The sequence below is a fragment of the Bacillus sp. FJAT-26390 genome (assembly GCF_001682865.1).
Taxonomy (GTDB): Bacteria; Bacillota; Bacilli; order Paenibacillales; family Paenibacillaceae; genus Pristimantibacillus.
The window spans coordinates 126994-153179 of the sequence record NZ_MAQX01000011.1 but is presented as its reverse complement, the minus strand read 5'-3'; the positions used below and the strand labels follow the sequence as shown (position 1 = coordinate 153179).

Here is a 26186-nt window from a genome sequence, read left to right as displayed (position 1 = left end):
GGGCTACACTCCTTGATGAATCATTGTCGACTAATCATAAATGATTATTGCAGCTAGAGTAAAGATATCACTTTCATGTCGATGTTGTGATTGGATAAATAGTGGTTGCGATCGGCTATCCAAATGAAGCTGCTTGGCATGCTATATTCGGTTAGTGGTCATTACGCTATGAAGGAGTGTGTTAGGCATGAGTAATGGGAATGAAGCATTTGCAGCGCTGCCGCTGGGCAGCATTAAGGCCGAAGGCTGGCTATATAATCAGCTTCGGATACAAGCAGACGGATTAACGGGTCATTTGGAGGAGCAATGGGCTGATGTTGGATCAAGCAGCGGCTGGATTGGCGGGGATGGCGAGAGCTGGGAGCGCGGCCCATATTATTTGGACGGCCTGCTGCCGCTTGCTTATATTTTAGGAGACGAGCGGCTTATTGCCAAAGCGAATAGGTGGGTGGAGTGGTCGCTTGCAAGCCAGCAGGAAAACGGATTTTTTGGTCCAAGAGTAATCGAAACGGTGAATCAAGAGGTAGACAAGCAGCAGGACTGGTGGCATTTCATGATTATGCTGAAGGTCATGATGCAGTTCGAAGAGGCTACGGGAGACGAGCGGATCGTACCGTTTCTGAGCAAATTTCTAGGTTTTGTAAGGGCGACAATCGAGGAGCAGCCGCTGAGGAGCTGGGCGGAGTCCCGCGGCTCGGAGCTGCTGCTTTGTATCCTATGGCTCTATAAGAAAACGAAAGACGATGAGCTGTTGAAGCTTGCGGATATCGTTGCGAGTCAAACGCTGGATTGGACTGATATCTTTTATGATTTTCCGTTTTGGCGCAAGGTTGATGAATGGGATTTGCGGACGCATGTCGTGAATGTGGCTATGGGAATCAAGATGCCTGGCATTTTGTATGAGCTGTACGGGGAAGACATACAACGGGAGGCGGTTCATCGCGGGATAGACAGCTTGATGACCTATCACGGACAGGCGCATGGCATGTTCTCTGGGGATGAGTGGCTGTCGGGCACGCATCCGAGCCAAGGCGTCGAGCTATGCGCGGTTGTGGAGTATATGTACTCGATGGAGCAGCTTACTCGTATTTTTGGAGAAGGGCGCTTTGGGGATATTTTGGAGAAGGTGGCGTTTAACGCGCTTCCGGCTGCGATTTCCAAGAATTGGACCTCGCATCAATACGATCAGCAAGTGAATCAAATCATGTGCAATGTTGCGCCAAGAAGCTGGACCAATGGACCGGATGCGAATGTGTTTGGGTTGGAGCCTCATTTTGGCTGCTGCACGGCAAACATGCATCAAGGGTGGCCAAAGCTTGCAGCTCATTTGTGGATGGCGGAATCTGGCGGAGGATTGGCAGCCGTATCGTACGTACCATGTTGCGTGGAAGCTATCGTTGCTGGCGGCGTTGCAGCTCAGGTTCGAGTAAGCGGAGAATATCCGTTCCGCGATGAAGTGGCAATCGAGCTGACACTGGAGCGTGCCGCTGCATTCCCGCTATCGCTGCGCATACCGGGATGGTGCAAGGCAGCAAGCTTAACCATAAATGGAGAATCGATAGCATTGGATGCCGTAAACGGCTATGCGCGCGTAAATCGGGAATGGCATGACGGGGATAAGCTGCTGCTTAAGCTGCCGATGGAGGTGCTTACCATATCCCGCAACCTGTACGCGGTAAGCGTAGAACGCGGACCGCTCGTATACGCCATGCCGATTGCAGAAAACTGGCAGCTTCTCCAAGAGCGGGAAATGTTCCACGATTGGGAAATTTATCCGGGCTCGCCATGGAAGTATGGCCTGCTTGCGGATTCTGACTTTGAGGTAAAGGAAAGCGGGGAGGCTATTCCTTATCAACCGTTCGATGCATCTGCCTCGCCAATTCGCTTGAAGGCAAGCGGCAAGCTCGTGCGCGACTGGAAAATGGAAGGAAACAATGCAGGCACGCCGCCGCTGAATCCGAACACGGAAGGTCAGCCGGTAACGGAGCTTGAGCTTGTTCCCTACGGCAGCGCGAAGCTGAGAATCGGCGAGTTTCCGCTGCTGGGGCAGCGAAAGCCGGTTGGCCGCACACAGCAATTAACTAGGGAATAACAAATAAGCTGGAGCAGCTCTTAGGTGATTTCACCTAAAGGAGCTGCCCCAGCTTTTATTTATGATAGCCGCCGACTACTTCTTGAAGAAGCTGTTAAAAATTTCCGCTGTCTTCTTCTGGTCCGGCGATATGGAGAAGAGGACGAAATTTCCGCTGCGTAAAATTTGATAGTTTAGCGATTGCTCGTATTGGTCGGGCAAATAGGTTTCGAAAGCCTTTTGCACCGCTTCCGCACGCTTCTCAAATGCTGCCTCGATATCGGCATAGTCTTTCTCCGATTTGAGGTGGACGACGGAGAATTCCCCAGCTTGAATCATCATCTTAGGCTGATTGAAAATGCCGTCAACCAGCTGGGCTTCCATGTCTATGCCATAGACGTCCTTCACTTGATCGTCCTGAACAGCCGTTAGCGGTCCGAGTCCGGCATCTGCTGTTATTTTGGCTGCAATGTCGGCAACGGTGACCTTGCCGAATGGATTTTCCGGATCTGGCTTCGTTGTTGGCTTAGGCGTAGGCGATGGCGTTGCCATTGTAATGGTGGAAGGCGTTGGCGTTGCCGACGGCTTCGTGCTTGGTTCCTGTGTTGGAATAACTGCTCCCGGCTGTTTAGTTGGCATCGCTGTCGGGACGGGCTTTGGCGTTGCACCGGGCTTTTTGGTCGGCTTTGCCGTTTCCTTGGCAACCGCCTCATTGGCCGGTTTTTTGGTCGCAGCAGGCTTCTGCGTTGATGAATTCTCTGTTGGAGCTACTATCGCTGTTGGCTCCTCAGTCGCCGTTTCCTTCGCCGGTGCAGAGGTAGGTGTAGCTGTAGCTGTAGGTTGTTCGGTTAAGGCAGTTTCACTGGGCGCTAGCGTCGGTTCGGGCGCCTTCGTCGCTTCTGGCTCTTCCGTGGAATTCGTCGCTTCGGCTGCGCTTGTTGTATCTGTTGGGTTTGCGTTATTTTTCACTTGGCTTGATCCATCGCTGCAGCCAGCAGCCATGACGGCAATCAGCATCGCGAAGATCGCAACGGAGAAATATTTATTTTTAATCGGAAACATCCAGTTATCCCCTTTAATCATCGTTGTATATTAGACGCTAGCAGGGTATACAAAGTTGCTAGATTCATCATTCTCCTTTAATAGCGACTAAAAATAGTTATAATGAATGTTTTTACATGAATAATAAATCGCGCATATATATGCACAATATCTCGTTTATGTCTTCCGCGTCTGCGAAGGCGTAGTCCCTTTATACTGCTTGTACAGCTTCGTAAAATAGTTCGGATTCTCGCATCCGACCTTGGCGGCAATTTCGGTTATCGTGTCATTGCTCTCGCGAAGCAGCCGCTCCGCTTCGTTCATGCGGCAGACGTTGACATACTCCACAAAGGTGCGGCCGGTCAGTTTTTTGAATAGCTTGCAGAAGTGGTAAGGGTTCAAGCTAACTTGCTTCGCCGCTTGTTCGATCGACATTTTCTCGCCAAACTGTGATTCGATGCGCTGGATAAGCGCTTTGAAGCGATCCCGATTGACGAAGTATGGCTCCGCCGGCTTGCCTGCGAGCTGCCGTTCCATGAAGGTGCGGGAGAGCAGGGTGAACAGCGTGTGCAGCTTAGACTTTACGATAAGCTGGTAAGCAGGCGGTTTCGCGGCAAGCTCGGCGGTCACTTCATCGAGCAGCGAGTAATAGCGGAGGACTGCCTCATCCTGCGCCGACGGCTTGACGGGATAATGAAGCCGGCCCTCCAGGTAGGGAGCGACAAACTGGGCATGCACAGGATCATGAACCCAATCATTAAAGAGCGATGCGTTCAATACGATGCAATCATAATGCACATTTTCGTAACGAAGCGCATAGCCGACATGCAGACCGCCGCCAGGAATAATAATAACGTCACCCTCATTAAGGATGTATGGACGGCTGTCGATATGGAAGAGGGCGCTGCCTTCCCTCATGATGATGATCTCGAAATGCTCATGCCAATGCAAATATAGAATGCAGTCATTTGGCGCTGCGTCATGACAGCGGTTTTGAAATAGCTGGATCGGGTATGTTTTATGCTCGAGACGGGTATTTTCCCAAAGCTCCTTAGGATAGGTCAATCTGCTCACCACCACAAGATTAGACTATTATTGCTCAAGATTGTATAGAGTGATCTGCATAACTCCTAGCTATAATGGAGTTGTTACGAATACTATAAGCCAATATTGGAGTGATATACAAGGATGGATAACAAATTGCGAATTGGAACGCTTGTAGGCGGAGGAAATGCGGATCACGTCATTCCGCAAATAGTGAAGCATGGATTTGAATCATTTAATTTAACCTTTTGGCAAACGACCGGCAGCACGGATTTGGTTGAAATGGCTAAAAGGGTTAGAGCGCTCGCTGATGAGCATGATTTTGTCGTTCCAGCTGTAAGCGTTTTCGGAAATCCGTTGACAGGGGAAGGCAATAATGCCGATACGCTAGCCAGCTGGGAACGTCTCATTGACCATGCCCACTTATTCGGAGCGGATATCGTATCCGGCTTCACGGGCCGACTGACGGATCAATCGATCGACGAATCGATTCCAAGGTTCAAGGAAGTGTTCGGCGAGCTAACGAAGCGGGCTGCGGCTAAAGGCATACGGATCGCTTTTGAAAATTGTGATATGGGCGGCACTTGGACAACCGGTGATTGGAATATTGCGCATAACCCGACCGCCTGGGAGCTGATGTTTAATGCAGTGCCGGAGGACAATATCGGACTGGAATGGGAGCCCTGCCACCAAATGGTCAGCTTGATCGATCCGATTCCGCAGCTGCGCAAATGGGCGGGCAAGGTGTTCCACGTACATGGCAAGGACGCAACGATTGCGTGGGATATCGTAAAGGAGCATGGCGTGCACAGCAAGCAGCAGTTCGTATGGCACCGGACGCCGGGCTTTGGCGATAGCAATTGGTCGGATATTATTACGATTTTGAGACAGAATGGCTACAAAGGCACGATCGATATAGAGGGCTGGCATGATCCTGTGTATAAGGATGAGCTGGAAATGACTGGACAGGTTCATGCTTTGAATTATTTGAAGCGCTGCCGCGGCGGCGATTTTGTTCCAAATCCAGTTTAAATTAGCGGAGCGAAAGCGAGGAGGAAATCAAATGACAACGAAGCATCGAGTAGTCATTGCCGGCTGTGGCGGGATGGCGAATACGTGGGTGGACTATGCGAAGGATCGGGAAGACACGGAAATTGTTGGACTTGTTGATATAAAGGAGGAGTTTGCTGCGGCGATGGCGGAGCGCAAAGGGCTTGCTTGCCCAACTTTCACCAATATTAAGCAAGCTATTAAGGAGACAGGGGCGACTTTGGTATTTGACGTTACGATACCGGCGAGCCACTATGCGATTAGTACGGCTGCGATAGAGCTTGGCTGCAATGTGTTTGGCGAGAAGCCGCTCGCGGAAACGATGAGCGATTGCAAGGAGATCGTGCGAATGGCTCAAGAGAGTGGCAGGACGCATGCCGTTATGCAAAATCGAAGGTTTGATCCGCGCATTCGCGCCTTTCACGGGCTAATCGAGAGCGGAACGATCGGCAAAGTGGGGTTCGTAAGCGCGGACTTCTTTATCGGCGCGCATTTTGGCGGCTTCCGCGATGCGATGGAGAGCCCGCTGCTGCTCGATATGGCGATCCATACGTTTGACCAAGCAAGATATATTTCCGGCGCAAATCCCGTTTCGGCCTATTGCCATGAATTTAACCCTCCCGGTTCTTGGTATGCCGGAAACGCGATGGCGATCTGCATCTATGAAATGTCCGACGGCTCGGTCTTCAATTACCGCGGTTCTTGGTGCGCAGAGGGCGTGCCAACTTCATGGGAAGCGTCTTGGCGGGTGACCGGCGAGCATGGCACCGCGATTTGGGACGGCAAAGGAAATCCGTATGCGGAGATCGTTGCTGCAGGCGATCAAGACGGCAAGTTTATCCGCGATTACGAGCGGGTTGAAACGCAGCTTCCCGAAATGGCGAATACGTTCCATAAGGGCTGCTTGGATGAAATGTTCGCCGCTCTCGACGAAGGCCGCAAGCCGGAAACCGATTGCAGCGACAACATCTACAGCATGGCGATGGTGCTTGCCGCCGTAGAGAGCGCCAAAACCGGGCAAAAGGTGCTGATTTCTGATTTTATGGGAACGGCTGCGCTTAAATAAGGCTTAAAAGGACTGACAAACAGAGGGTGTCTCGGCAGCAAGTAAGCGGCCAAGGCATCCTCTTTTTGTCATGCAAAAAAACGCGATCGCGCTGGCAACATCAAGCGTCCGCTGACCTAAATGTCCGAATTGTTTAAAAAAAGACCTATATTTCTAAATACGCATGCCTGCTCTTTTTCCTACAATTGGAGGTGAAAATGGAAAGAGGTGAAGGTCAATGAGCACTGAATACGTGCTTCATATGAAAGGGATTAGCAAATCGTTTCCTGGCGTCAAGGCGCTGTCTAATGTTGAATTTGGCCTCAGAAATGGCGAAATTCACGCTCTGATGGGAGAAAACGGAGCAGGCAAATCGACGCTGATTAAAGTTGCGACAGGCGTTCATAAGTGGGATTCAGGCGAGGTGAAGCTGGCCGGACGGCCGATTGCACCCAAATCTCCGCTCGAGGCACAGCAGCTTGGCATCAGTACCGTCTATCAAGAGGTTAATTTATGCGCCAACCTAACGGTGGCCGAAAATATTTATGTAGGCAGGCATCCGAGGAAACGCGGACTTATCGATTGGGAAAAAATGTACCGGGACAGCGAGCGCCTGCTGGCGCGGCTTGATCTCGATATTGATGTGAAGCAGCCATTGTCCCATTATTCGGTGGCGATTCAACAGATGGTTGCCATCGCCCGGGCGGTTGATATTTCGAGCGGCATTCTTATTTTGGATGAGCCAACCTCAAGCCTGGATGCCAATGAAGTGAAGCAGCTATTCAAGGTAATGCGCAAGCTGAAGCAGGACGGGATGGGCATCGTGTTCGTTACCCATTTCCTTGATCAGGTTTACGAGATAACGGACCGAATTACAGTGCTGCGCAACGGCGCGCTCGTTGGTGAATATGTGACAAAGGACTTGTCCAAAACAGAGCTCGTCTCGCATATGATCGGCCGGGAATGGACTACGGAGGACGCTGCCGGCAAAAAAGCGGTGGAGCGCATTTCCGGCGAAGGTTTCCTTAAGGCGAGCTCGCTCGGGAAAAAAGGCAGCATCAATCCCATCGATCTCCAGATCGGAAAAGGCGAGGTGCTTGGGCTGGCAGGGCTGCTCGGCTCAGGCCGGACGGAAATCGCCAAGCTGATCTTTGGCATCGATAAAGCCGATGAAGGCACGCTGACGATTGACGGCGAGCAAATCACATCGATGTATCCGCAAAAAGCGATTCAGAAGGGGCTTGGCTTCACACCGGAGGACCGCAAGGTAGCTGGCATTGTGGGCGAGCTGACTATACGTGAAAATATCGTGCTTGCGCTGCAAGCGCGCAAAGGCATGTTCTCGTTCATCCCGCTGCGCAAGCAGAAGGAAATCGCGAACAAGTATATCGAGCTGCTCAAGATCAAGACGCCAAGCGCGGAGCAAAAGATCGAAAATTTAAGCGGCGGCAATCAGCAAAAGGTTATTTTGGCAAGATGGCTTGCCACTCAGCCCAAGCTGCTCATTCTGGACGAGCCGACGCGCGGCATCGATGTTGGGTCTAAGATGGAAATTCGCAAGCTCATTCTCGATTTGGCGGCAACCGGCATTTCGATATTAATCATTTCCGCGGAGCTTGAGGAGATGGTGCAGTGCTGCAACCGGATTATCGTGCTGCGTGATCGAATTAAGATTGGCGAGGTTGCCGGTGCGGACATGCGCGAGAATGTCATAATGGAAATGATTGCGAAGGGAGCGGAAATGTATGGCGGGTCTGACGGGATTGGCGCGTAGCTTAGGCAGGCAGAAAATGATATGGCCGATCCTTGCGATCGTCGTTTTATTTCTATTTAACTTAATGGTCATACCGGATTTCTTCCGAATGGAGTGGAAGGATGGCCATTTATTCGGCAATTTGATCGATATTTTGAAAAATGGCTCACCCCTCATTATTATCGCGATTGGCATGACGCTCGTGATTGCCAAGGAGGGGATCGATATTTCGGTAGGTTCCGTCCTAGCGATTTCGGGAGCCATCGCGGTCTTTATGCTTGATGGTTATCCGCTTTGGCTAGTTATTTTGGCAGGCGTCGGCGCTGGCTTGATCTGCGGCTTATGGAATGGGATGCTGGTCGCGATCATCGGGATACAACCGATGGTGGCGACGTTGATTTTATTGACGATTGGCCGCGGCATCGCCCAGCTCATTACGGGCGGCCAAGTGCTTACGACAAGCGACAAGGCATACCAGTTCATCGGCAAAGGGCATTTGCTGGGCCTTCCTTTTCCGCTGTTCATTGCAATGGGCGTTTTCCTAATCGTCTATCTCTTCAAAACGCGTACCGCTTTCGGGCTCTTTCTTGAGGCGGCTGGAGGCAATAAGACAGCGAGCAGCTATGCAGGTATCCGGCCTAAAGTGATCTTCATGACGGCTTATACGATTACAGGCGTTTGCGCAGGCATTGCCGGCATCATTATTAGCGCGAACGTAGCAAGCGCAGATGCAAATAACGCAGGACTATGGATTGAGCTCGATGCGATTCTTGCCGTCGTCATTGGCGGAACATCGATGCGCGGCGGACGTTTTTACCTCGGCGGAACGATATTTGGCGCGTTGTTCATTCAAAGCCTCACGACAACGATTTATTCGCTAGGCGTTGAGCCATCCAGCATTTTGCTCGTGAAAGCCGTAGTCGTTATTGTCGTCTGCTTAATTCAATCCGATATATTCCGGCAGTCGTTTAAATTGGCGAAAAAGAAGGTGGCGGCACAATGAAGCAGATATCGATGAAAATTAGCCATAACAACATTATTGTGCTCGCGACGCTGCTGCTTTTATTTATTTTGTACGGCTCGGGCGCTGCGCTGTATACCGGATTTTTCTCGATGCAGGTTTTTCTGAATCTATTTATCGACAATGCCTACCTCATCATAGTAGCGACCGGGATGGCTTTCGTCATTATAAAAGGCGGCATCGATCTATCGGTAGCCTCGGTCGTTGCGCTTATCAGCATGGTTTCCGCCGAATTGTTCAGGCAAGGTGCCAATGCGATTGTCGTAACGATCGTAGCGCTCGTAATCGGCACGCTGTTCGGCGCAGGGCAAGGTTATTTGATTCAACGCTTTCAGCTCCACCCGTGGATCGTCACGCTTGCGGGCATGTTCCTCGCCAGAGGGATCAGCTTCTTAATCAGCACGGAGAGCATCGTCATTAACAATCCGTCCTACGTCTGGCTATCCCAGCACAAAATACACGTATGGGGAGATAGCTTTATTACGATCAGCGTACTCATTGCGGCTGCCGTGGTTGTCGCGGCGCTCTTTATTGGCCGCTACTCTTCCTTTGGCAGAGCGGTTTATGCCATTGGCGGCAGCGAAAAGTCGTCGGTATTAATGGGCTTGCCAGTAGCGAAAACGACTATTCTGGTTTATACGTTAAGCGGTTTGTTCTCCGCGATCGGCGGCATCGTATTTACGCTGTATATGCTGTCGGGCTATTCCCTGCATTTGATGGGCATGGAGATGGATGCGATTGCGGCTTGCGTCATTGGCGGCATTTTGCTAACAGGCGGGTTTGGCTACTTGATCGGGCCGACGCTTGGCGTGCTCTGTACCGGCATCATTCAGACGATCATCATGTTCCAAGGAACATTAAGCTCATGGTGGACCAAAATTACAATCGGATTTTTATTATTTCTTTTCATGGCATTTCAACGAATTATTGTGATGAGAAAAGAAAAAAGCGCATTGCCGGCTTCCAAAAATAAACCGAAATTTGAAAATAAAGTCGTTAATTTGTAAATACAGATCAAATGTAAAATTTGTATATTGAAAGTGTAGCCAATAGATGCTTGAAAGGGAGGAAGTAAGAATGAACAGAAAGAAACCGTTTTTTATGACCATGCTTGCAACGATTATGCTAGTAGGCTTAATCGCAGGCTGCGGGAACAGCAGCAACAATGGGGGCAACAAACCGGCAAGCGGCAATGCAACGAACGAGCCTAAGACCGAGGAAGCGGCAACGGATGCGCCGGCAGAGAGCAAGAAGCTTGTCGTAGGCTTCGCGCAAATCGGTGCAGAGAGCGGCTGGCGTGATGCCGAGACGGATTCGGTTAAAGCGACATTTGGCGAAGATCCGAATTTCGAGCTGAAGTTCTCCGATGCGCAGCAAAAACAAGAAAACCAAATTAAAGCGATCCGTACGTTCATCGCTCAAAAAGTAGACGCGATTGGACTTGCGCCTGTCGTTGAATCGGGCTGGGAAACGGTATTGAAAGAAGCAAAGGATGCTAACATTCCCGTATTTCTCCTTGACCGCGGCATTTCAAAAGGCAATGAAGACCTTTATGTATCGTTCATCGGCTCTGACTTTATTCTTGAAGGCCAAAACGCAGCAAAATGGATGATCGAAGAGTTCGGCGCTGGCGCACAAGTAAACATCGTTCAGCTCGAAGGAACAGTAGGCGCAAGCGCGGCGAATGACCGTAAAAAAGGGTTTGAAGACGCGATTGCAAGTGAAGCTGGCTACAAAATCGTTTATTCCCAAACCGGCGATTTCACTCGCGCCAAAGGGAAAGAAGTTATGGAAGCTTACCTGAAAAAGGATAAAAACATCCAAGTTGTGTACGCACACAATGATGACATGGCGCTAGGCGCGATTCAAGCGATTGAAGAAGCGGGCCTTAAACCGGGCACGGATATTAAAATTATCGGCGTAGACGGCATCAAAGCAGCTTTCGAAGCGATTGCTGAAGGCAAAATGAACGTTACGGTTGAATGTAACCCGCTTCTTGGGCCGCAGCTCAAGCAAGCTATCCTTGATTACAAGGCTGGCGCAACGCTGGAAAAATGGATTAAATCCGATGAGGACGTTTATTTTGGCCAAAAAGCAATCGATGCATTGCCTAATCGTAAATATTAATTTATAAGTTAATGGAAAAGTAAGGAAAATACGAAATTACAAAAGAGAAAAATCTCTTTTGTAATTTCGTTTTTCGCATTAAAATGGAATTGCAACACTATTTTATGAGAACGGATTGGATGTCTATGCTAAGCGGGTTGTTTGCGAATAGAAGTATCCGTTTCAAGTTGTTGTTTTATTTTGTTATTATCACTTTATTTTCCATTTTAGCGCTCAGTTTTTTGGGCAGCACCTTGTACAAAAACGCCATTGAAGAGGAAACGAATGCACACACGGTGCAGATGATGGATCAGGTTAAAAACCACATCGAAGTATACATACAAGAAATGGACAACATTATTTACTACCTGTCGCAGGATTCGTCGGTCATCCAGTTTATGAAATGGTCCAATACCGATTCGAAGCTTTTTCCAGTACTGGATTCTAAAGTGAAAAAACTGCAGGGGGTCTATATTGAGAAGCATGTGGAAATTGCAGGCGCAATGATTGTAAGCGATAACAATCAGTTCGCCAGCGCCGGGTTGGAGCAGATTACTAGAGATCCGATGACGGAGGAGCAATGGTACAAGAAAGCGGTGCAGCAGCCGGATCACATCCATTTGTTCAGCCATCCGATCGGAAGAAATATTAGAGCCGAACAAAATTTAAGCGCCGATCAGGTGTTATCGTTCGTGAGAGCGGTGAAGGACCCTTCGACGGGTGAAGTGCTTGGCGTTATTTTGATCGATATGAAGCTCGACATCATCCAGGATATTATCGAATCGGCACCGCTTGGCAAGAGCGGCTTTATCTTCATCATGGACGAGAAAGGCGGTGTCGTCTATTCGCCGGTCAATCCAACCGTTTACCGCATATCGGGGAACTGGCTGGAGGGCCGCTCCGGCAAAGTTTTCCGTCATATCAATGAGCAGGAATACCAGATGGTCTATAACACCTTTCCGGAATTTGACTGGCGGATCATTGGCGTATTCCCGCTGAAGGAATCGCTGCAGGTCGTTGCCGATATTCAATTTTATACGGTTATTATTGCGCTGGTCACGCTGCTGCTGGCCTTTATGGCATCGTGGTATTTCACCAATTCAATCGTTCGTCCCGTCGGCAAGCTGCGCAGCTTAATGAAGAAGGTGGAGGAAGGCGAGCTGCATTTGCGCTTCCCAAGCAAGACGAAGGACGAGATCGGGCAGCTCGGCAGCAGCTTCAACAATATGGTGCAGGAAATCGACAACCTGATCCATCTCGTCTATTTGGAGCAAAAGGAAAAGCGGGAGGCGGAGCTGAAAATATTGCAGGCGCAAATTAAGCCCCATTTTCTCTACAACACGCTGGATACGATTCAGTGGATGGCCCAAGACCGGGATGCGGACGATATCGTCGATATCGTTGTCGCACTGACCCATCTTTTTCGGATTAGCCTCAGCAAAGGGCGCGAGGTCATTCCGCTTAGCGACGAGATCCAACATGTGGAGAGCTACCTGATCATTCAAATGGCGAGATACGAGGATAAGCTTTCCTATGAGATCGAGATTCCGCCGGAGCTAGCGGTGCAAAGCGTGCTCAAAATTATTTTGCAGCCGCTCGTTGAGAACGCGATTTATCACGGCATTAAAGCAAAGCTGGGCAAAGGCAAAATTCGGATCACGGGCAAGGAGGAGGATAGCAAGCTGGTGCTCATTGTTGAGGATGACGGCATCGGCTTTGAGGCTGAGCGGCTCGCCCAGATGAACGAATCCTTTCATGCCATCCGGCAGAGCAGCGAGGATCGGGGTTATGGCTTGTATAACGTGAACGAGAGAATCAAGCTGACGCATGGCACGGGGTACGGTCTTACGATTGAAAGCGAAAGCGGACGAGGTTCTAAGATCGTGGTCCGTCTTCCGTTAATGCTAGCATTATTTTAAGTGGCAGGGAGGGAATCGTATGTGGAAACTGCTTATTGCGGATGATGAGCCGAAGATTCGTAGAGGATTGTCTAAGGTGCTGCCTTGGGAGGAGCTTGGCATTGAGCTTGTCGGCGAAGCCGAGAACGGCTTGCAGGCGCTCGAGCTAGCGGAGGAGCGAAAGCCCGATATTTTGTTCGTTGATATTTGCATGCCATTCGTAGACGGGCTTGAATTTATTGAACGGCTGCGGCTTACGCTGGAGCGCTGCATTGTCATCGTTATTTCGGGCCATGACGAATTTCGTTATGCCCAGCAGGCTGTGAAGCTGCATGTCTTTGAATATATGCTTAAGCCAGTCGTGAAGAGCAAGCTGGAGAGCGTCGTCCGCAAAGCGATCGGCGAGCTTGAGCAGGCGCGTAATCAAGAACAAAAGCTCGTATGGATGGATCAGCAGCTCAAAACGAACTCCATTGCCATTCGTGATACCTTTCTATTGAAGTGGCTCGAAGGCATCTTGGCAGCGGAGGAGATTCATAGCCAAACGGCATTTCTGCAGCTCGGCTGGGAAGGCGCGATCGGCATGATTGCGTTTAAGGTCATTCATAACGTAGAGTCCGGCAAGGCGATGCGGGTATGGGACCGGGATTTGCTGGAATTTGCTTTGAAAAATATTACCGAGGATTTGCTCGCCGCAGGCGGAACGGGCAGACATGTCGTCCTGAACGATAAGAAGGGTCATATCATCGTGCTTGGGCGGGTAGACCACTATGCGGAATGGCTGAGGCTTGGCCAGAAAATTCAAGACAAGATGGAAGCGCTGCTGGAGAAAACGATTATCATCGAGCAGCAGGCGGCGGATTTTATCGAAGATATTCCGAAGCTGTACCGCTCATTAGTGAAGGAGCTTAGCAGCAAAGGCAGCTTGTCTCCGATCGTTATTTTGACCAAAAAATTTATTGACCGCAATTACGGCTTGCCGACGCTGACGCTTGGGGATGTTGCCGAAGGCGTGCAGGTAAGCCCGACTTACTTAAGCAAGCAGCTAAAGCGGGAGCTTGGCTTGTCCTTTATCGATTATTTGACGGAGGTACGCATTCGCAAGGCGATTCAGCTGATGAGTGATCCTTTGTTCAAGGTATATGAGATCGCGGAGAAGGTGGGCTACAGCAGCCAGCATTATTTTAGCAGCGCCTTTAAGAAGGTGACGGGAACCTCTCCGATGGTCTATAAGAAAGGGATACGTTCATGACCGCCAGGCAAATCGCAAAACGGGTACTCTTCCTTCTCATGCTCATCGTGGCGGTTGTGTTTGCCCGCTCTTGCATCATGAACTCAGAAAACGGGGATCACGATAACGGCTATAAATATTTGATCGGCGTGTCGCAGCCCAATTTGAGCGAGCCTTGGCGCGTTGCCATGAATGAGGAGATCCAGCAGGAGGTAAGCAAGCACGAGGATATGCGCGTCATCTTCACCGATGCGGCCCAGAGCAGCGATCAGCAGGCGCAGGATGTGCAGAAGCTGGTCGGCTATGGCATTGATTTGCTCATTATTTCGCTGGATGATCCGGTTGCCCTTACGCAAACAGTAAGCGCCGTGTACAACGATATTCCCGTTATTGTGCTGGGCAGAGGAGTGACGGGTTACGATTATACGCTTTATGTCGGTACGGACGACGAGATGATCGGACGCAAGGCAGGCGAATTCGCCAAGAATACGCTTGGCGCAGCCGGCGGGAATATCGTGGAAATACAAGGCCTTGCGGGCTCGCCGACCGTGGAGGAGCGGAGCAAGGGATTTCGCGATGCGATTCAGAGCTCCAAGCTGAGCATCGTACAGACGATGAATGCGGATTGGCAGCGTGATCGGGCCGAGGATTTGTTAATCGATTGGCTGAAGGAGCATCGGGACGTCGACCTGGTATTTGCCCATAATGAAGCGATGGCGCTGGGCGCTTATCGGGCGGTGCAGAGGTATGATATTAAAAATATTAACATTATCGGAATCGACGGGGTCAATTCCGAGAACGGAAGCTTGAAGCTGGTGTCCGAGAACAAGCTGACGGGAACCTTTACAAGCCCGCCTGGCGGCAAGGAAGCCATTCGGTATGCGATCGATATTTTGAACAAGGAGAAGGGCATACCGAAAAAAGTCATTTTGCGCAGCCAGAAAATAACGGATCAATGGGTGGATACGAGCCAAACCAAGTTTACGCCGTCTCCTGACCCGTCTACGGATTCTCCTGAAGCTCCGTTAGTCGTCGGATTTGCGCAGGTTGGCATGGAAAGCGGCTGGCGGATTGCGCATACGAAGTCCGTAATCGATGCGGCGAAGGAGGCAGGCGTTGAGCTTCTTTATGAGAATGCCGACCAGTCGCAAGATAAGCAAATTGAGCTCATCCGCCGGTTTATCAAGCAAAAGGTTGACGTTATTGCTTTCTCTCCGAAGACGGAGACCGGCTGGGACGAGGTGCTGCAAGAGGCCAAGCAGGCAGGCATTCCGGTGATTTTGTCCGACCGGGAAGTAAACGTCAGCGATGATACGCTTTGGACGGCATATATTGGCTCGGATTTTCGCGAGGAGGGACGGCGGGCAGCGAGGTGGCTGATCCAGCAGGCGAAGGAAGAGCAACGCTACCAGATCGTCGAGCTGCAGGGCACGCCGTTCTCGGCGCCTGCCGTTGGACGGAAGCAAGGCTTTAATGAAGTGATCGGAACGGATAATCATTTCGCTATAGTTGAATCGCTGGAAGGGGATTTCACGAAGAAGCAGGGCAAGGAGCTGATGGCCGCCGCATTGAAGCGGCAAGGCTCCAAGATTGACGTAGTCTATTCGCATAATGACGATATGGCTCTCGGTGCTGTCGAGGCTATTGAGGATTTTGGCTTGCGGCCGGGAAAGGACATTATTATTATTTCTGTCGACGCGACCAAATCAGCGCTCAAAGCGCTCAGCATCGGCAAGCTTAATTTTGCGGTAGAATGCAATGCGCTGCTTGGCCCGCAGCTTATGAAAGCCGTTAAGGATTTATCCGAGGGCAAGGAGCTGCCGATGAAGATCATTACCTCCGAAGGGGTATTTACGCAGGAGTCTGCCAAGATGGCGCTGGCTAGCAGGGAATATTAGACTTTGGCGGCTGGCACAAGCCTTTCACAATGGTTGACAAGCGGCGCCAACCAAGAGCAAAATAAAGCATATCCTTAACGAAATGAGGCGTAACGATTGTCATCCCTTATCGATAAAGTTAAGAAGCTTGCCGCTGGATTTGATGAAGAAACGCTGCGTTCCATCGAAATTAACCCGCTTCGGGTTGAAGCGGGTGCCATTCAAGAGGTTGCTCCTTACTTGAAGGAGCAGCAATATAGCCGCGTTATCATTGCGGCGGACGCTATCACTTACGAAATCGCAGGAAAAACGCTGGAAGAAGCAGTAGCCGCGCTTGGCATTTCCGTTCATGTTACTAACCTTAAGCCAGACCGTCAGGGCGACGTGATTGCTGATGAGGCATCGATCGTACAGCTTTTGCTTGATATTCAGCAGTATAAGGCACAGGTTGTCATTGCAGCAGGATCAGGAACGATTCATGATATTTCCAGATATGCCGCTTATACGGCTAGCATTCCATTCGTATCCGTTCCAACGGCGCCGTCTGTGGACGGCTTTAATTCCAAAGGCGCACCAATTATTATTCGCGGCGAGAAAAAAACGATAGCCGCGATTGGCCCCGATGCGATATTTGCAGATCTGGACATACTCGCGAGTGCGCCGGCTGCGATGGTGGCAGCGGGCTTTGGCGATATGCTTGGCAAATATACGTCGCTTCTTGACTGGAGCTTTGGCGCGTCGGAGGGCGGTGAGCCGTATTCGGTGGAAGTAGCCGAAATTACGAGAATCGCGCTTAACAAATGCGTAGAGCATATCGATCTTATCGCACGCCGCGATCCGGAAGGCATTCGCATCTTAATAGAAGCGTTGATTGAGTCAGGGCTTGCGATGCTGCTGTTTGGCCAGTCGCATTCAGCGTCGGGCTCGGAGCATCATTTGTCGCATTTCTGGGAGATGGAATATATCCGCCTTGGCAAAAGACAGCTCTTGCACGGCGCTAAGGTTGGCGTAGCGTGCGCGGAAATTTCCAAGCTCTACCACCGCTTAGCGGAAGAAGAGTCCGGGCTTGCTTTCACGGCTCATCCTGAGAAGGTGCGAGAGGCGATAGCCGCTCTTCCGGGTGAGAGCATGCTTCGCGAGTGGCTTAGCCAAGTAGGCGGACCATCAACGACAGAGGAGCTTGGCGTCGATTCGGAGCTGCTTATGCGCAGCCTGCTGGAAGCTCATCATGTAAGACCGAACCGCTACACCTTGCTGCGAGCTTATAACTCGCTTTAATGCCTGAGGCTCTTTACGCTCAAACGGCTCCGTCCCTTTAAATGGGGCGGAGCCGTTTGTTTATATATGGAGTTAGAAATTGAAGTTGTCTGGGTCCGGACCATAGCGGTGATCGCGGTTAAGCGCGCTGATCTGTGCCACTTCCTCTGGCGTTAGGGCGAAGTCGAAAATATCCGCATTTTCCTTCAAGCGAACGGGATTGATCGATTTTGGAATCGTAACGACCTCGTTCTGAAGATCCCAGCGAAGCACGACCTGAGCAGGCGATTTGCCATATTTGGCGCCAATCTCAGCGAGAATGCTCTGGTCAAGATTGCCTTGCATAAGCGGGCTCCATGCCATCAGCTGAATGTTGTTGCTCTTCGCGAAGGAGTGCAGCTCCTGTTGTGTCAGAAGCGGGTGATACTCCACCTGATTGACCATTGGAACCACCTCGCCGGAGGCGATAACATCCTGCAAGTGATGGATTTGGAAGTTGCTTACGCCAATTGCGCGAACATAGCCGTCACGGTAAAGCTTCTCGAGCGCACGCCAGGTTTCGGTATATTTGTCTTTGACTGGCCAGTGGATAAGAAGCAAATCAACAACCTCTACGCCGAGCTTGCGTCTGCTGTCCTCGAATGCGGTTAGCGTGGATTCATATCCTTGATGCGCATTCCAAATTTTTGTCGTGATAAAAATCTCATCGCGCGCGATGCCGCTGTTGCGGATGCCGGCGCCTACGCCCGTTTCATTATTATAAGCGGCTGCCGTGTCGATGAGCCGGTAACCTTCCTCGATAGCTGAGGCAACGGTTCTCTCCGCTTCACCGTCATCCTTCACCTTCCAAACGCCAAGGCCGAACCAAGGCATCTTAACACCATTACTTAATGTGGTAGAATCGATTCTTGCATTTGTCATGAATAAACGACCTCCATATTATAGTGATAATTCTAAAATAGCCTTAACATCCTCTTTCTCCAAACGTTTGAACGAACCGATAGCGCCGTAACGAACGGCTTCCTCCGCCATGCGATCAAGCTTTTCGCTTCCGATCTCGAAGTCGGCAAGACGTGATTCGGCACCGATGCGCGTGAAGAAATCACGTGTTGCTTGAATGCCTTCAAGCGCGATTTCTTGATCTGATTTTCCTTCCGGATTGACGCCCCATACACGTGTTGCATACTGAACGAAACGATCAATGCGCTCTCCATGCACGTATTTCATCCAGTTCGGGAAAATAACCGCTAGTCCAGCGCCGTGCGGGATATCATAAATGGCGCTTACTTCATGCTCGATGCCATGCGAAGCCCAATCGTTTGTCATGCCAACGCTAATAAGTCCGCCGTTTAGAGCCATCGTGCCGCACCACATGAGGTTGGCGCGAGCGGCAGCATCTTCCGGATTTTCAAGCGCGATCTCGACGTTTTCAATAACCGTTTGCAAAATAGATTCGCAGAAGCGCTCTTGCAGCGGCGTATTTTCGGTTAAGCTGAAATATTGCTCGAACACATGCGACATAATGTCGACAGCGCCGTTAACCGTATGATTGCGGGGTACCGTATAGGTTAGCGTTGGATCAAGGATTGAAAATTTAGGATACGTAAAAGGGCTGCCAAAGGCGCGCTTTAAGTTCTCTTCCCAGTTCGTTACGACGGAGGAGCCGTTCATTTCCGATCCGGTTGCTGCCAGCGTAAGAATCGTTCCAAGCGGAAGAGCTTTCTGGATGACAGCTTTGCCTGTGAAGAAATCCCATACATCGCCTTCGTAGAGAACGCCTGCTGCAATCGCTTTGGCTGCATCAATAACGCTGCCTCCGCCAACAGCTAGAATGAAATCAACGCCTTCTGTGCGGCAGATATCAATTCCTTTTTTTACTGTAGATAGGCGTGGATTTGGTTCAATATTTGGAAGCTCGTGTACCTTGATGCCAGCCTCGTTAAGAAGGCTGACCGTGTTATCGTACAAGCCTGTTTTCTTTATGCTGCCTGATCCGTAAACGAGAAGAATCGTTTTACCGTACTTGGAGGCTAGTTGGCCTACTTGACTCGCCGTGCCTTCGCCGAATACGATGTGTGTTGGGTTTACAAATTGAAATGAATTCATGACTTACCTCCTAAGTTTGTTTAGATAACTAAAAAAGCAACTAAATATCTTTTAAGTTATGTATACGCCGTTAATTCTAGTGATATTGAAAATAAATGTCAAGTTTTAATCCATTAAAGCATTGAAAGCTTAACTTTTTAGTTATATAATGAGGGGCATTAGATAGAAGCAAAGGGGTAGCGGTAATGGAAGTGGAAGTTAGCACGCGTAATATGAAGTTTCTTGAATGCTTCTCATCTCAAACGCGGGTGAAAATGATTGAACTGCTCAGCGTGCAGCCAATGAATATTAAAAGCTTGTCTGAAGCGCTAGATATAAAGTCTCCTATTGTAACGCGGCATATTCATATGTTGGAGGAAGCGGGCATTGTTCGCTGCGAAAGCTTGCCGGGAATACGCGGCATGCAAAAGATTTGCCATTTGCAGCTGACGCAAACGATGCTTCTATTTAAAGGCATGCCTGCTGCGGACGAATCCAAAAGATATAACGTATCGCTTCCGGTGGGGCATTATTCATCCTGGCAGATCAAGCCCACATGCGGGCTGGCTAACGATACCCAAATGATCGGCATGTGTGATGATCCGCGGTATTTTGCCGACCCGGAGCATGTCCATGCCAAGGTACTGTGGTTTGGCTCGGGTTTCGTTGAATATCGCATTCCGAATTATATGGTCAATAATGAAACGCCGGAATCGCTGGAAATATCGATGGAAATTTGCTCGGAAACACCGTGCAGCGTCAATCATTTGCCATCGGATATCGCATTTGTGTTAAATGGCGTAAGCATCGGAACATGGACGTATCCGGGTGATTTTGGCAGCACGCGGGGGTTGTATACGCCAGAATGGTGGCATAAGAACATAAAACATGGCTTGATTAAGACGATCCGCGTGAATGCGCAAGGCTCATTCATTGACGGCATCCAAGTTTCCAATGTGACGATCGATCAGCTTATGCTGGCTTATGACAAAGAAATTTTGTTCCGCATTTCTAGCAGCGCGACAGCCAAAAACTGCGGCGGTGTCACACTTTTCGGCAAAGGCTTCGGCAATTACAACCAAGATATTGAAGTGACGCTTCGCTGTCAATAGTGGCAGGTAAGGGACGCGCTCCGCAAAGTCATTTGTGACTTTGCGGAGCTTTTTTTGATTGGGTTTATGCGGCTGGGCTGGGTTATTCAATTGAAGAGAAAGTTTAAGAGGACTAGAGACAAGCTCCGGGGAAATGGTTGTCTTGCAGCTGAAAAAATCCAGTTGACAGGCTGCGGGTAGGGGATGAGATGCCGTTTGCTGTGAGATCTGCTATTTCGTAGCAGATCTTTTTTTTATCTGTTTTTATTTACGCTTTTACTCCTGTTTTGTTTTTGTTTTAGCGCTATAAAACGTCGCTTATCATTTCCGTTTGTGTTTGAAATATGTGTATTCAAAAATAAACAAATATGTTATGATCGATTCAAACAAATACAAAACATCATTCGGAGGTATATCCATGGTACAAAGCTTATGGGAAAATGAAAAAGCATCGCAGCTTGAGAACGGATTAGCTGAGCTTGTTTACCGCTCCAACATTATCGGCTCGGATCGCCGGGTATGCAACTATGGCGGCGGCAACACGTCCAGCAAAACAATCGTAAAAGACTTCCGCGGCCGCGAAGTTGAAGTGATGTACGTGAAGGGCAGCGGCTCTGATTTGGCTTCAATGAAGGCAGGCAACTTTACGGGTCTTCGTATGGATGATATCCGTCCATTGTTCGAGCGTTCCGAAATGCCGGATGAAGAGATGGTTGCTTACTTAGTGAACTGCATGATCGATTCGAAGCACCCGCGCGCGTCTATCGAAACGCTGCTGCATGCTTTTCTTCCTTTTAAACACGTGGATCATACGCATCCCGATTCTATTATTAGCTTGTGCTGCGCGGATAACGGCAAAGCGCTAGCGAAGGAAATTTTCGGCGACCGCTTCGTATGGGTTCCTTATGTGCGTCCTGGCTTTAACCTGTCGAAAATGATTGCGGAAGGCGTTCTCGCTAACCCGAATGCGGAGCTCGTGCTTATGGAGAAGCACGGCTTAGTGACATGGGGCGAGACGAGCGAGGAATGTTACGCGCAAACGATCAAAATCATTTCGGAAGCGGAAGCGTTCATCGAATCCCGCTTTGACGAAGCATCGCTGTTCGGCGGCGTAAAGCACGAGGTGCTGGAAGCGGATGTGCGCAGAAGCGTTGCCGCTCAAGTAATGCCAACCATTCGCGGCGCGGTTAGCGATGCGAAAAAAATGATTTTGACCTTTGACGAGGAGGCGGATGTGCTTGCATTCGTCAGCGGACAGGATTCGCCGCAACTATCTCAAGTAGGCGCTGCTTGCCCGGATCACCTTGTGCACACAAAGGTTGTTCCATTGTTTATTGATTGGACGCCTAACGCGGAGGATATCGACGGCTTGAAAGCGAAATTGTCAGAAGGTATCGCTGCTTATAAGGAACAATATAAAGCTTACTTTGACCGCAACAAAAACGAAGGCGACGTGATGTTCGAAGCAGCGCCGCGCGTTATCCTCATTCCAGGTATCGGCATGATCAATACCGGCAAGAGCTGGGCGATGGCACAGGTCAGCGGAGCACTTTATCACCGTGCGATTGCGGTTATGCGCGGCGCAACGGCACTCGGCGAATTTGTATCGCTTAGCGAGAACGAGTCGTACAACGTGGAGTACTGGCCGCTTGAGCTTTACAAATTGTCGCTTGCTCCTGCTGAAACAGAGTTTTCGCGCAAGGTTGCCTTTATTACGGGCGGCGCAGGCGGCATCGGCAGCGAAACGGCACGCCGTCTAGTGTCGGAAGGCGCGCATGTCGTGCTTGCTGATCTCAATTTGGAAGGCGCGCAGAAGGTTGCCGCTGAAATTAACGAGAAATACGGCGATCACCGTGCGACAGCCGTCAAAATGGATGTGACGAGCGAGGAGCAGGTAGTCGCTGCTTATGCGGAGACGGCGCTTGCATATGGCGGAGTTGACATCATCGTCAACAATGCAGGTCTTGCGACATCAAGCCCGTTCGATGAGACTTCGCTTAAGGAATGGAATCTGAACATGAACGTGCTCGGTACAGGCTACTTCTTGGTAGCGCGCGAAGCGTTCAAATTGATGAAGCAGCAAAGCATCGGCGGAAACATGGTATTCATTGGCTCGAAAAACTCGGTTTACGCTGGCAAAAATGCTTCCGCATACAGCTCTGCCAAAGCGCTTGAAGCACATTTGGCACGTTGCATCGCAGCGGAGGGCGGCGAGTTCGGTATCCGCGTGAATACGATTTTGCCGGATGCGATCTTGCAAGGCTCTGCGATTTGGAACGGAAGCTGGCGCAATGAACGTGCAGCGGCATACGGCATCGAGCCGGACCAGCTCGAAGAATACTACCGCAAACGCACAACGCTGCTCGTTAACATTTATCCGCGCGACATTGCGGAAGGCATTGCTTTCTTCGCATCGTCCAAAGCGGACAAAACGACGGGCTGCATGCTGACCATTGACGGCGGCGTGCCTGCTGCATTCACTCGATAGGAGGACTGATGCGATATGTTTCAAGCGCGAGGAGAAAAAAATTGGTACATTCCCGACGGTTTTATTCCGCCAGACAGCACGGGAGCGCTCATCAGCCACGAAGCGGTATGCGTGCTGAACTGTTCCTCGGAAGAAGCACTTATTCGTTTTACGATTTATTTTGAGGATCGCGAGCCGATAGAAGATGTTGTGGTTGTCGTGCCAGGCAGACGTACGAAACATATCCGCACCAGCACATTGATGAAGGAAGGAGCGTCGATTCCAATCGGCGTTCCTTACGCCATCGAGGTGCAGAGCGATATTCCGATTATCGTACAATACAGCCGCCTGGACTCTACGCAAGCTGAGAATACGTTAATGTCTACAATGGCTTTTCCAATGAAATAATAACTATAGATATGGAAGGGTGTTCAACATGTCCGATAAAGCTTATATGTTATTTGAGGAGCAGCAGCAAGCTAGAGGCATTAACATAGATGATGTGAAATCAAAATTGAAAGCGCTAAAAATCGAGACGCCATCATGGGGCTACGGCGATTCCGGCACACGTTTTAAGGTGTTCCAGAAGGAAGGCGTTCCCCGCAATCCGTTCGAAAAATTTGACGATGCGGCGCAGGTGCATAATCTGACAGGACTTGCCCCTTCAGTTGCGATACACATTCCTTGGGACAAAGTTGACGATTACGGCAAGCTAAGAAGCCACGCAGAGAGCCTCGGGCTTACGATTGGCGCGGTCAATCCCAACCTGTTCCAGGATGAGGATTATATGCTTGGAAGCGTTACGAATTCGGATGCGGCGATTCGCCGGAAAGCAACGGATCACTTGCTCGAATGCGTAGATATCGCCAAGGAAACGGGCTCGCGTGATTTTAGCCTATGGTTCGCTGACGGTACAAACTACCCAGGCCAAGGCCATATCCGCAAGCGCAAAGGCTGGATGCAGGAAGCGTTGACCGAAATGTACAATGCGATGTCGCCGCATATGCGGATGCTGATTGAGTACAAATGTTTCGAGCCTGCGTTCTATCATACCGATCTCGCGGATTGGGGCATGGCCTATAATCTAGCGCAAAAGCTCGGTCCGCAAGCCGAGGTGCTTGTTGATACGGGGCATCACTTGCCAGGGGCAAATATTGAGCATATCGTCGCTTATTTGATCGACGAGAAACGTCTCGGAGGTTTCCATTTCAACAGCCGCAAATATGCCGATGACGATCTCATTGTCGGCTCTGTGAACCCGTATGAGCTGTTTTTGATTTTCTATCAAATTCTGAACGGCGCAAATGACGCAGATGCTGCCATTCGCAGCAACGTAGAAAATATCGCTTATCTTATCGACCAATCGCATAATATAGAGCAAAAAATTCCGGCCATGCTGCGTTCGGTTTTGAACGTTCAGACACAATACGCGAAGGCGCTGCTTATTAATCATGCCGAAGTCGACGAGGCTGCTGAGCGCAACGATGTTCTAGGCGCGGAAGACGCTGTTCGGCGCGCTTTCGAATTTGATGTGACGCCGCTGCTGCATTCGCTGCGCGAAGAGCAAGGGTTGCCGCTTGATCCGATGAAAGCCTACCTGAGCAGCAGCTATGGCAAAGACATCTTGGTGAGGGGCAAGGGCGGTGCCAGCTGGTGACCATCCTCGCTTATGATCTCGGGGCGAGCAGCGGAAGAGCGCTGCTCGGAAGGTTAAATAACGGCAAGATCGAGGTTGAGGAGCTGCATCGTTTCCCGAATGATCCGGTGCAGGTCGGCGATCGGCTGCACTGGGATATTTTGCGGCTGCTGCATGAGCTTAAGCAGGGATTGCTTAAGGTGAAGCATCGCGGCATTACGCTGGACAGCATCGCTATCGATTCTTGGGCCGTTGACTTTGGCTTGATCGGAAGCAGCGGCGAGCTGCTGGGCAATCCTTACCATTACCGCGACCATCATACGGATGGGGTCATGGAGCAGGTGGTCGAGGAGCTGACCAAAGCTCGTATTTTTGAGAAGACGGGCATACAGTTTCTGCCGTTTAATACGATTTATCAGCTTGCGGCTTTGAAGAAAGCCGATTCGCCGATTTTGCGGGACGCGAAACATTTTCTGATGATTCCGGATTTGCTCCGTTATTTTTTGACTGGCGAAATGTTCAACGAACTCTCCAATGCGACGACGACTCAGCTGTATAATTCGGTAACGGGCAGCTGGGATGAGGAGCTGATAAGGGCAATCGGCATCTCGCCGGAAATGTTCGGTAAAGTTGTGCAGCCTGGAGCTAGGGCGGGCAGCCTGCGTCCTTCCGTTTGCGAGGAGCTGGGCATCGAGCCTGTTCCTGTATACGCGGCTGCGGAGCATGATACCGGATCGGCGGTTGCGGCAGTGCCAGCGCTTAACCCCTCGTTTGCTTATCTGAGCTGTGGCACATGGTCGCTTATGGGAACAGAAGTTCATGAGCCTGTTATTAATGAGCTTGCTCAGCAGCTGAACTTTACGAACGAAGGCGGCGCATACGGCACTTTCCGCTTGCTGAAAAACATTATGGGCTTGTGGATTTTGCAGGAGTGCAGACGCTCGTGGGAGCGAGCAGGAGTTTCGTACTCGTTTCCCGAATTAGTTAAGCTGGCTGATGAAGCGAAGCCATTCGCGGCGTTCATTGATCCTGATGATCCGTTGTTTCTCCGCCCAGGCGATATGCCCGCTAGAGTAGCGGAATATTGCTTGCGTACAGGGCAATCGGCACCTGAGGGTGCGGGCGCGATCGTTCGTTGTATCTTGGAGAGTCTGGCGCTTAAATACCGTTATGTGTTCGAATTGACGGAGCAGCTTTCAGGGCAATCCTTCAACGGTCTTCATATGGTAGGAGGCGGCATTCAGAATACGCTGCTGTGCAAATGGACGGCTAATGCGATCGGCAAGCCGGTATGGGCAGGTCCAGTAGAGGGCAGCGCGATCGGCAATATGGTCGTTCAGTGGATTGCAAGCGGCGAGATTGCTGATATTTGGGAAGCGCGCAAGGTCATTCGGGAGTCTTTCCCGGTTGACGCGTACGAGCCGGAGCAGCGTGCGGAATGGGAGCATGCATACGGTGCATTCAAAGAAAAAACAGGAATCGCTAAAAAGGCGAATACAAATATAAGTTAGAA

20 protein-coding genes are annotated in these 26186 nt (G+C 50.3%); 16 read left to right on the top strand and 4 right to left on the bottom strand.

Going from position 1 to position 26186, the window contains the following annotated elements:
- Window positions 1-187: 187 nt before the first annotated feature.
- Complete coding sequence (locus A7975_RS12435; RefSeq protein ID WP_065385310.1) at window positions 188-2092, top strand: beta-L-arabinofuranosidase domain-containing protein; 1905 nt, start codon at window positions 188-190, stop codon at window positions 2090-2092.
- A gap of 75 nt (window positions 2093-2167) precedes the next feature.
- Here the strand turns inward: A7975_RS12435 and A7975_RS12430 are convergent, their stop codons facing one another.
- Complete coding sequence (locus A7975_RS12430) at window positions 2168-3133, bottom strand: DUF4358 domain-containing protein (RefSeq protein WP_065385309.1); 966 nt, start codon at window positions 3131-3133, stop codon at window positions 2168-2170.
- Between the two features lie 156 nt (window positions 3134-3289).
- Window positions 3290-4177 (bottom strand): helix-turn-helix transcriptional regulator, encoded by an 888-nt coding sequence (locus tag A7975_RS12425; protein WP_053377029.1) that lies wholly within the window; start codon window positions 4175-4177, stop codon window positions 3290-3292.
- A 123-nt stretch (window positions 4178-4300) separates the two neighbouring features.
- On the opposite strand from A7975_RS12425, the gene A7975_RS12420 reads away from it, so the two are divergent.
- From A7975_RS12420 to A7975_RS12375, 10 genes are all read left to right on the top strand, one after another.
- On the top strand, window positions 4301-5188 hold the full coding sequence (locus tag A7975_RS12420) for a sugar phosphate isomerase/epimerase family protein (protein WP_065385308.1): 888 nt from the start codon (window positions 4301-4303) through the stop codon (window positions 5186-5188).
- A gap of 31 nt (window positions 5189-5219) precedes the next feature.
- On the top strand, window positions 5220-6272 hold the full coding sequence (locus tag A7975_RS12415) for a Gfo/Idh/MocA family protein (RefSeq protein ID WP_065385307.1): 1053 nt from the start codon (window positions 5220-5222) through the stop codon (window positions 6270-6272).
- Window positions 6273-6489: 217 nt separating this feature from the next.
- Entirely contained in the window at window positions 6490-8025 is a 1536-nt protein-coding gene (locus tag A7975_RS12410) for a sugar ABC transporter ATP-binding protein (protein WP_065385306.1), read from the top strand.
- Entirely contained in the window at window positions 7997-9007 is a 1011-nt protein-coding gene (locus A7975_RS12405) for an ABC transporter permease (protein ID WP_065385305.1), read from the top strand. The genes A7975_RS12410 and A7975_RS12405 overlap by 29 nt, the downstream gene beginning before the upstream one ends.
- Window positions 9004-10032, top strand: a complete 1029-nt coding sequence (yjfF, locus tag A7975_RS12400; protein ID WP_065385304.1) for a galactofuranose ABC transporter, permease protein YjfF — start codon at window positions 9004-9006, stop codon at window positions 10030-10032. Before A7975_RS12405 ends, yjfF begins: the two co-directional genes overlap by 4 nt.
- A 70-nt stretch (window positions 10033-10102) precedes the next feature.
- Window positions 10103-11152 (top strand): ABC transporter substrate-binding protein, encoded by a 1050-nt coding sequence (locus A7975_RS12395; protein WP_082198166.1) that lies wholly within the window; start codon window positions 10103-10105, stop codon window positions 11150-11152.
- A gap of 119 nt (window positions 11153-11271) precedes the next feature.
- Window positions 11272-13050: a cache domain-containing sensor histidine kinase gene (locus tag A7975_RS12390; protein ID WP_065385303.1), complete on the top strand. Its 1779-nt coding sequence runs from the start codon at window positions 11272-11274 to the stop codon at window positions 13048-13050.
- 19 nt (window positions 13051-13069) lie between these two features.
- On the top strand, window positions 13070-14281 hold the full coding sequence (locus A7975_RS12385; protein WP_065385302.1) for a response regulator transcription factor: 1212 nt from the start codon (window positions 13070-13072) through the stop codon (window positions 14279-14281).
- A complete protein-coding gene (locus A7975_RS12380; RefSeq protein WP_065385301.1) occupies window positions 14278-16158 on the top strand; it encodes a substrate-binding domain-containing protein in 1881 nt (626 codons plus the stop codon). The genes A7975_RS12385 and A7975_RS12380 overlap by 4 nt, the downstream gene beginning before the upstream one ends.
- Window positions 16159-16254: 96 nt before the next feature.
- Complete coding sequence (locus tag A7975_RS12375; protein ID WP_065385300.1) at window positions 16255-17415, top strand: sn-glycerol-1-phosphate dehydrogenase; 1161 nt, start codon at window positions 16255-16257, stop codon at window positions 17413-17415.
- 72 nt (window positions 17416-17487) lie between these two features.
- On the opposite strand, the gene A7975_RS12370 is transcribed toward A7975_RS12375, so the two are convergent.
- Window positions 17488-18315, bottom strand: coding sequence for an aldo/keto reductase (locus A7975_RS12370; RefSeq protein ID WP_065385299.1), 828 nt, complete (start codon window positions 18313-18315; stop codon window positions 17488-17490).
- An 18-nt stretch (window positions 18316-18333) separates the two neighbouring features.
- Entirely contained in the window at window positions 18334-19500 is a 1167-nt protein-coding gene (locus tag A7975_RS12365; protein WP_065385298.1) for an iron-containing alcohol dehydrogenase, read from the bottom strand.
- A 185-nt stretch (window positions 19501-19685) separates the two neighbouring features.
- On the opposite strand from A7975_RS12365, the gene A7975_RS12360 reads away from it, so the two are divergent.
- From A7975_RS12360 to A7975_RS12340, 5 genes are all read left to right on the top strand, one after another.
- A complete protein-coding gene (locus tag A7975_RS12360) occupies window positions 19686-20591 on the top strand; it encodes an ArsR/SmtB family transcription factor (protein ID WP_065385297.1) in 906 nt (301 codons plus the stop codon).
- A 397-nt stretch (window positions 20592-20988) separates the two neighbouring features.
- On the top strand, window positions 20989-23058 hold the full coding sequence (locus A7975_RS12355) for a bifunctional aldolase/short-chain dehydrogenase (RefSeq protein ID WP_065385296.1): 2070 nt from the start codon (window positions 20989-20991) through the stop codon (window positions 23056-23058).
- Between the two features lie 15 nt (window positions 23059-23073).
- Window positions 23074-23445 (top strand): sensory rhodopsin transducer, encoded by a 372-nt coding sequence (locus tag A7975_RS12350; RefSeq protein WP_053377015.1) that lies wholly within the window; start codon window positions 23074-23076, stop codon window positions 23443-23445.
- Between the two features lie 28 nt (window positions 23446-23473).
- Window positions 23474-24694 (top strand): L-rhamnose isomerase, encoded by a 1221-nt coding sequence (gene rhaI, locus A7975_RS12345; protein WP_065385295.1) that lies wholly within the window; start codon window positions 23474-23476, stop codon window positions 24692-24694.
- On the top strand, window positions 24691-26184 hold the full coding sequence (locus tag A7975_RS12340; protein WP_065385294.1) for a rhamnulokinase: 1494 nt from the start codon (window positions 24691-24693) through the stop codon (window positions 26182-26184). Before rhaI ends, A7975_RS12340 begins: the two co-directional genes overlap by 4 nt.
- Window positions 26185-26186 lie beyond the last annotated feature (2 nt).

Coding starts and splice junctions, on each gene's coding strand:
- A7975_RS12435 (WP_065385310.1), top strand. CDS start 188: ATGAGTAATGGGAATGAAGCATTTGCAGCGCTGCCGCTGGGCAGCATT.
- A7975_RS12430 (WP_065385309.1), bottom strand. CDS start 3,133: ATGTTTCCGATTAAAAATAAATATTTCTCCGTTGCGATCTTCGCGATG.
- A7975_RS12420 (WP_065385308.1), top strand. CDS start 4,301: ATGGATAACAAATTGCGAATTGGAACGCTTGTAGGCGGAGGAAATGCG.
- A7975_RS12415 (WP_065385307.1), top strand. CDS start 5,220: ATGACAACGAAGCATCGAGTAGTCATTGCCGGCTGTGGCGGGATGGCG.
- A7975_RS12410 (WP_065385306.1), top strand. CDS start 6,490: ATGAGCACTGAATACGTGCTTCATATGAAAGGGATTAGCAAATCGTTT.
- A7975_RS12405 (WP_065385305.1), top strand. CDS start 7,997: ATGGCGGGTCTGACGGGATTGGCGCGTAGCTTAGGCAGGCAGAAAATG.
- yjfF (WP_065385304.1), top strand. CDS start 9,004: ATGAAGCAGATATCGATGAAAATTAGCCATAACAACATTATTGTGCTC.
- A7975_RS12395 (WP_082198166.1), top strand. CDS start 10,103: ATGAACAGAAAGAAACCGTTTTTTATGACCATGCTTGCAACGATTATG.
- A7975_RS12390 (WP_065385303.1), top strand. CDS start 11,272: ATGTCTATGCTAAGCGGGTTGTTTGCGAATAGAAGTATCCGTTTCAAG.
- A7975_RS12385 (WP_065385302.1), top strand. CDS start 13,070: ATGTGGAAACTGCTTATTGCGGATGATGAGCCGAAGATTCGTAGAGGA.
- A7975_RS12380 (WP_065385301.1), top strand. CDS start 14,278: ATGACCGCCAGGCAAATCGCAAAACGGGTACTCTTCCTTCTCATGCTC.
- A7975_RS12370 (WP_065385299.1), bottom strand. CDS start 18,315: ATGACAAATGCAAGAATCGATTCTACCACATTAAGTAATGGTGTTAAG.
- A7975_RS12365 (WP_065385298.1), bottom strand. CDS start 19,500: ATGAATTCATTTCAATTTGTAAACCCAACACACATCGTATTCGGCGAA.
- A7975_RS12360 (WP_065385297.1), top strand. CDS start 19,686: ATGGAAGTGGAAGTTAGCACGCGTAATATGAAGTTTCTTGAATGCTTC.
- A7975_RS12355 (WP_065385296.1), top strand. CDS start 20,989: ATGGTACAAAGCTTATGGGAAAATGAAAAAGCATCGCAGCTTGAGAAC.
- A7975_RS12350 (WP_053377015.1), top strand. CDS start 23,074: ATGTTTCAAGCGCGAGGAGAAAAAAATTGGTACATTCCCGACGGTTTT.
- rhaI (WP_065385295.1), top strand. CDS start 23,474: ATGTCCGATAAAGCTTATATGTTATTTGAGGAGCAGCAGCAAGCTAGA.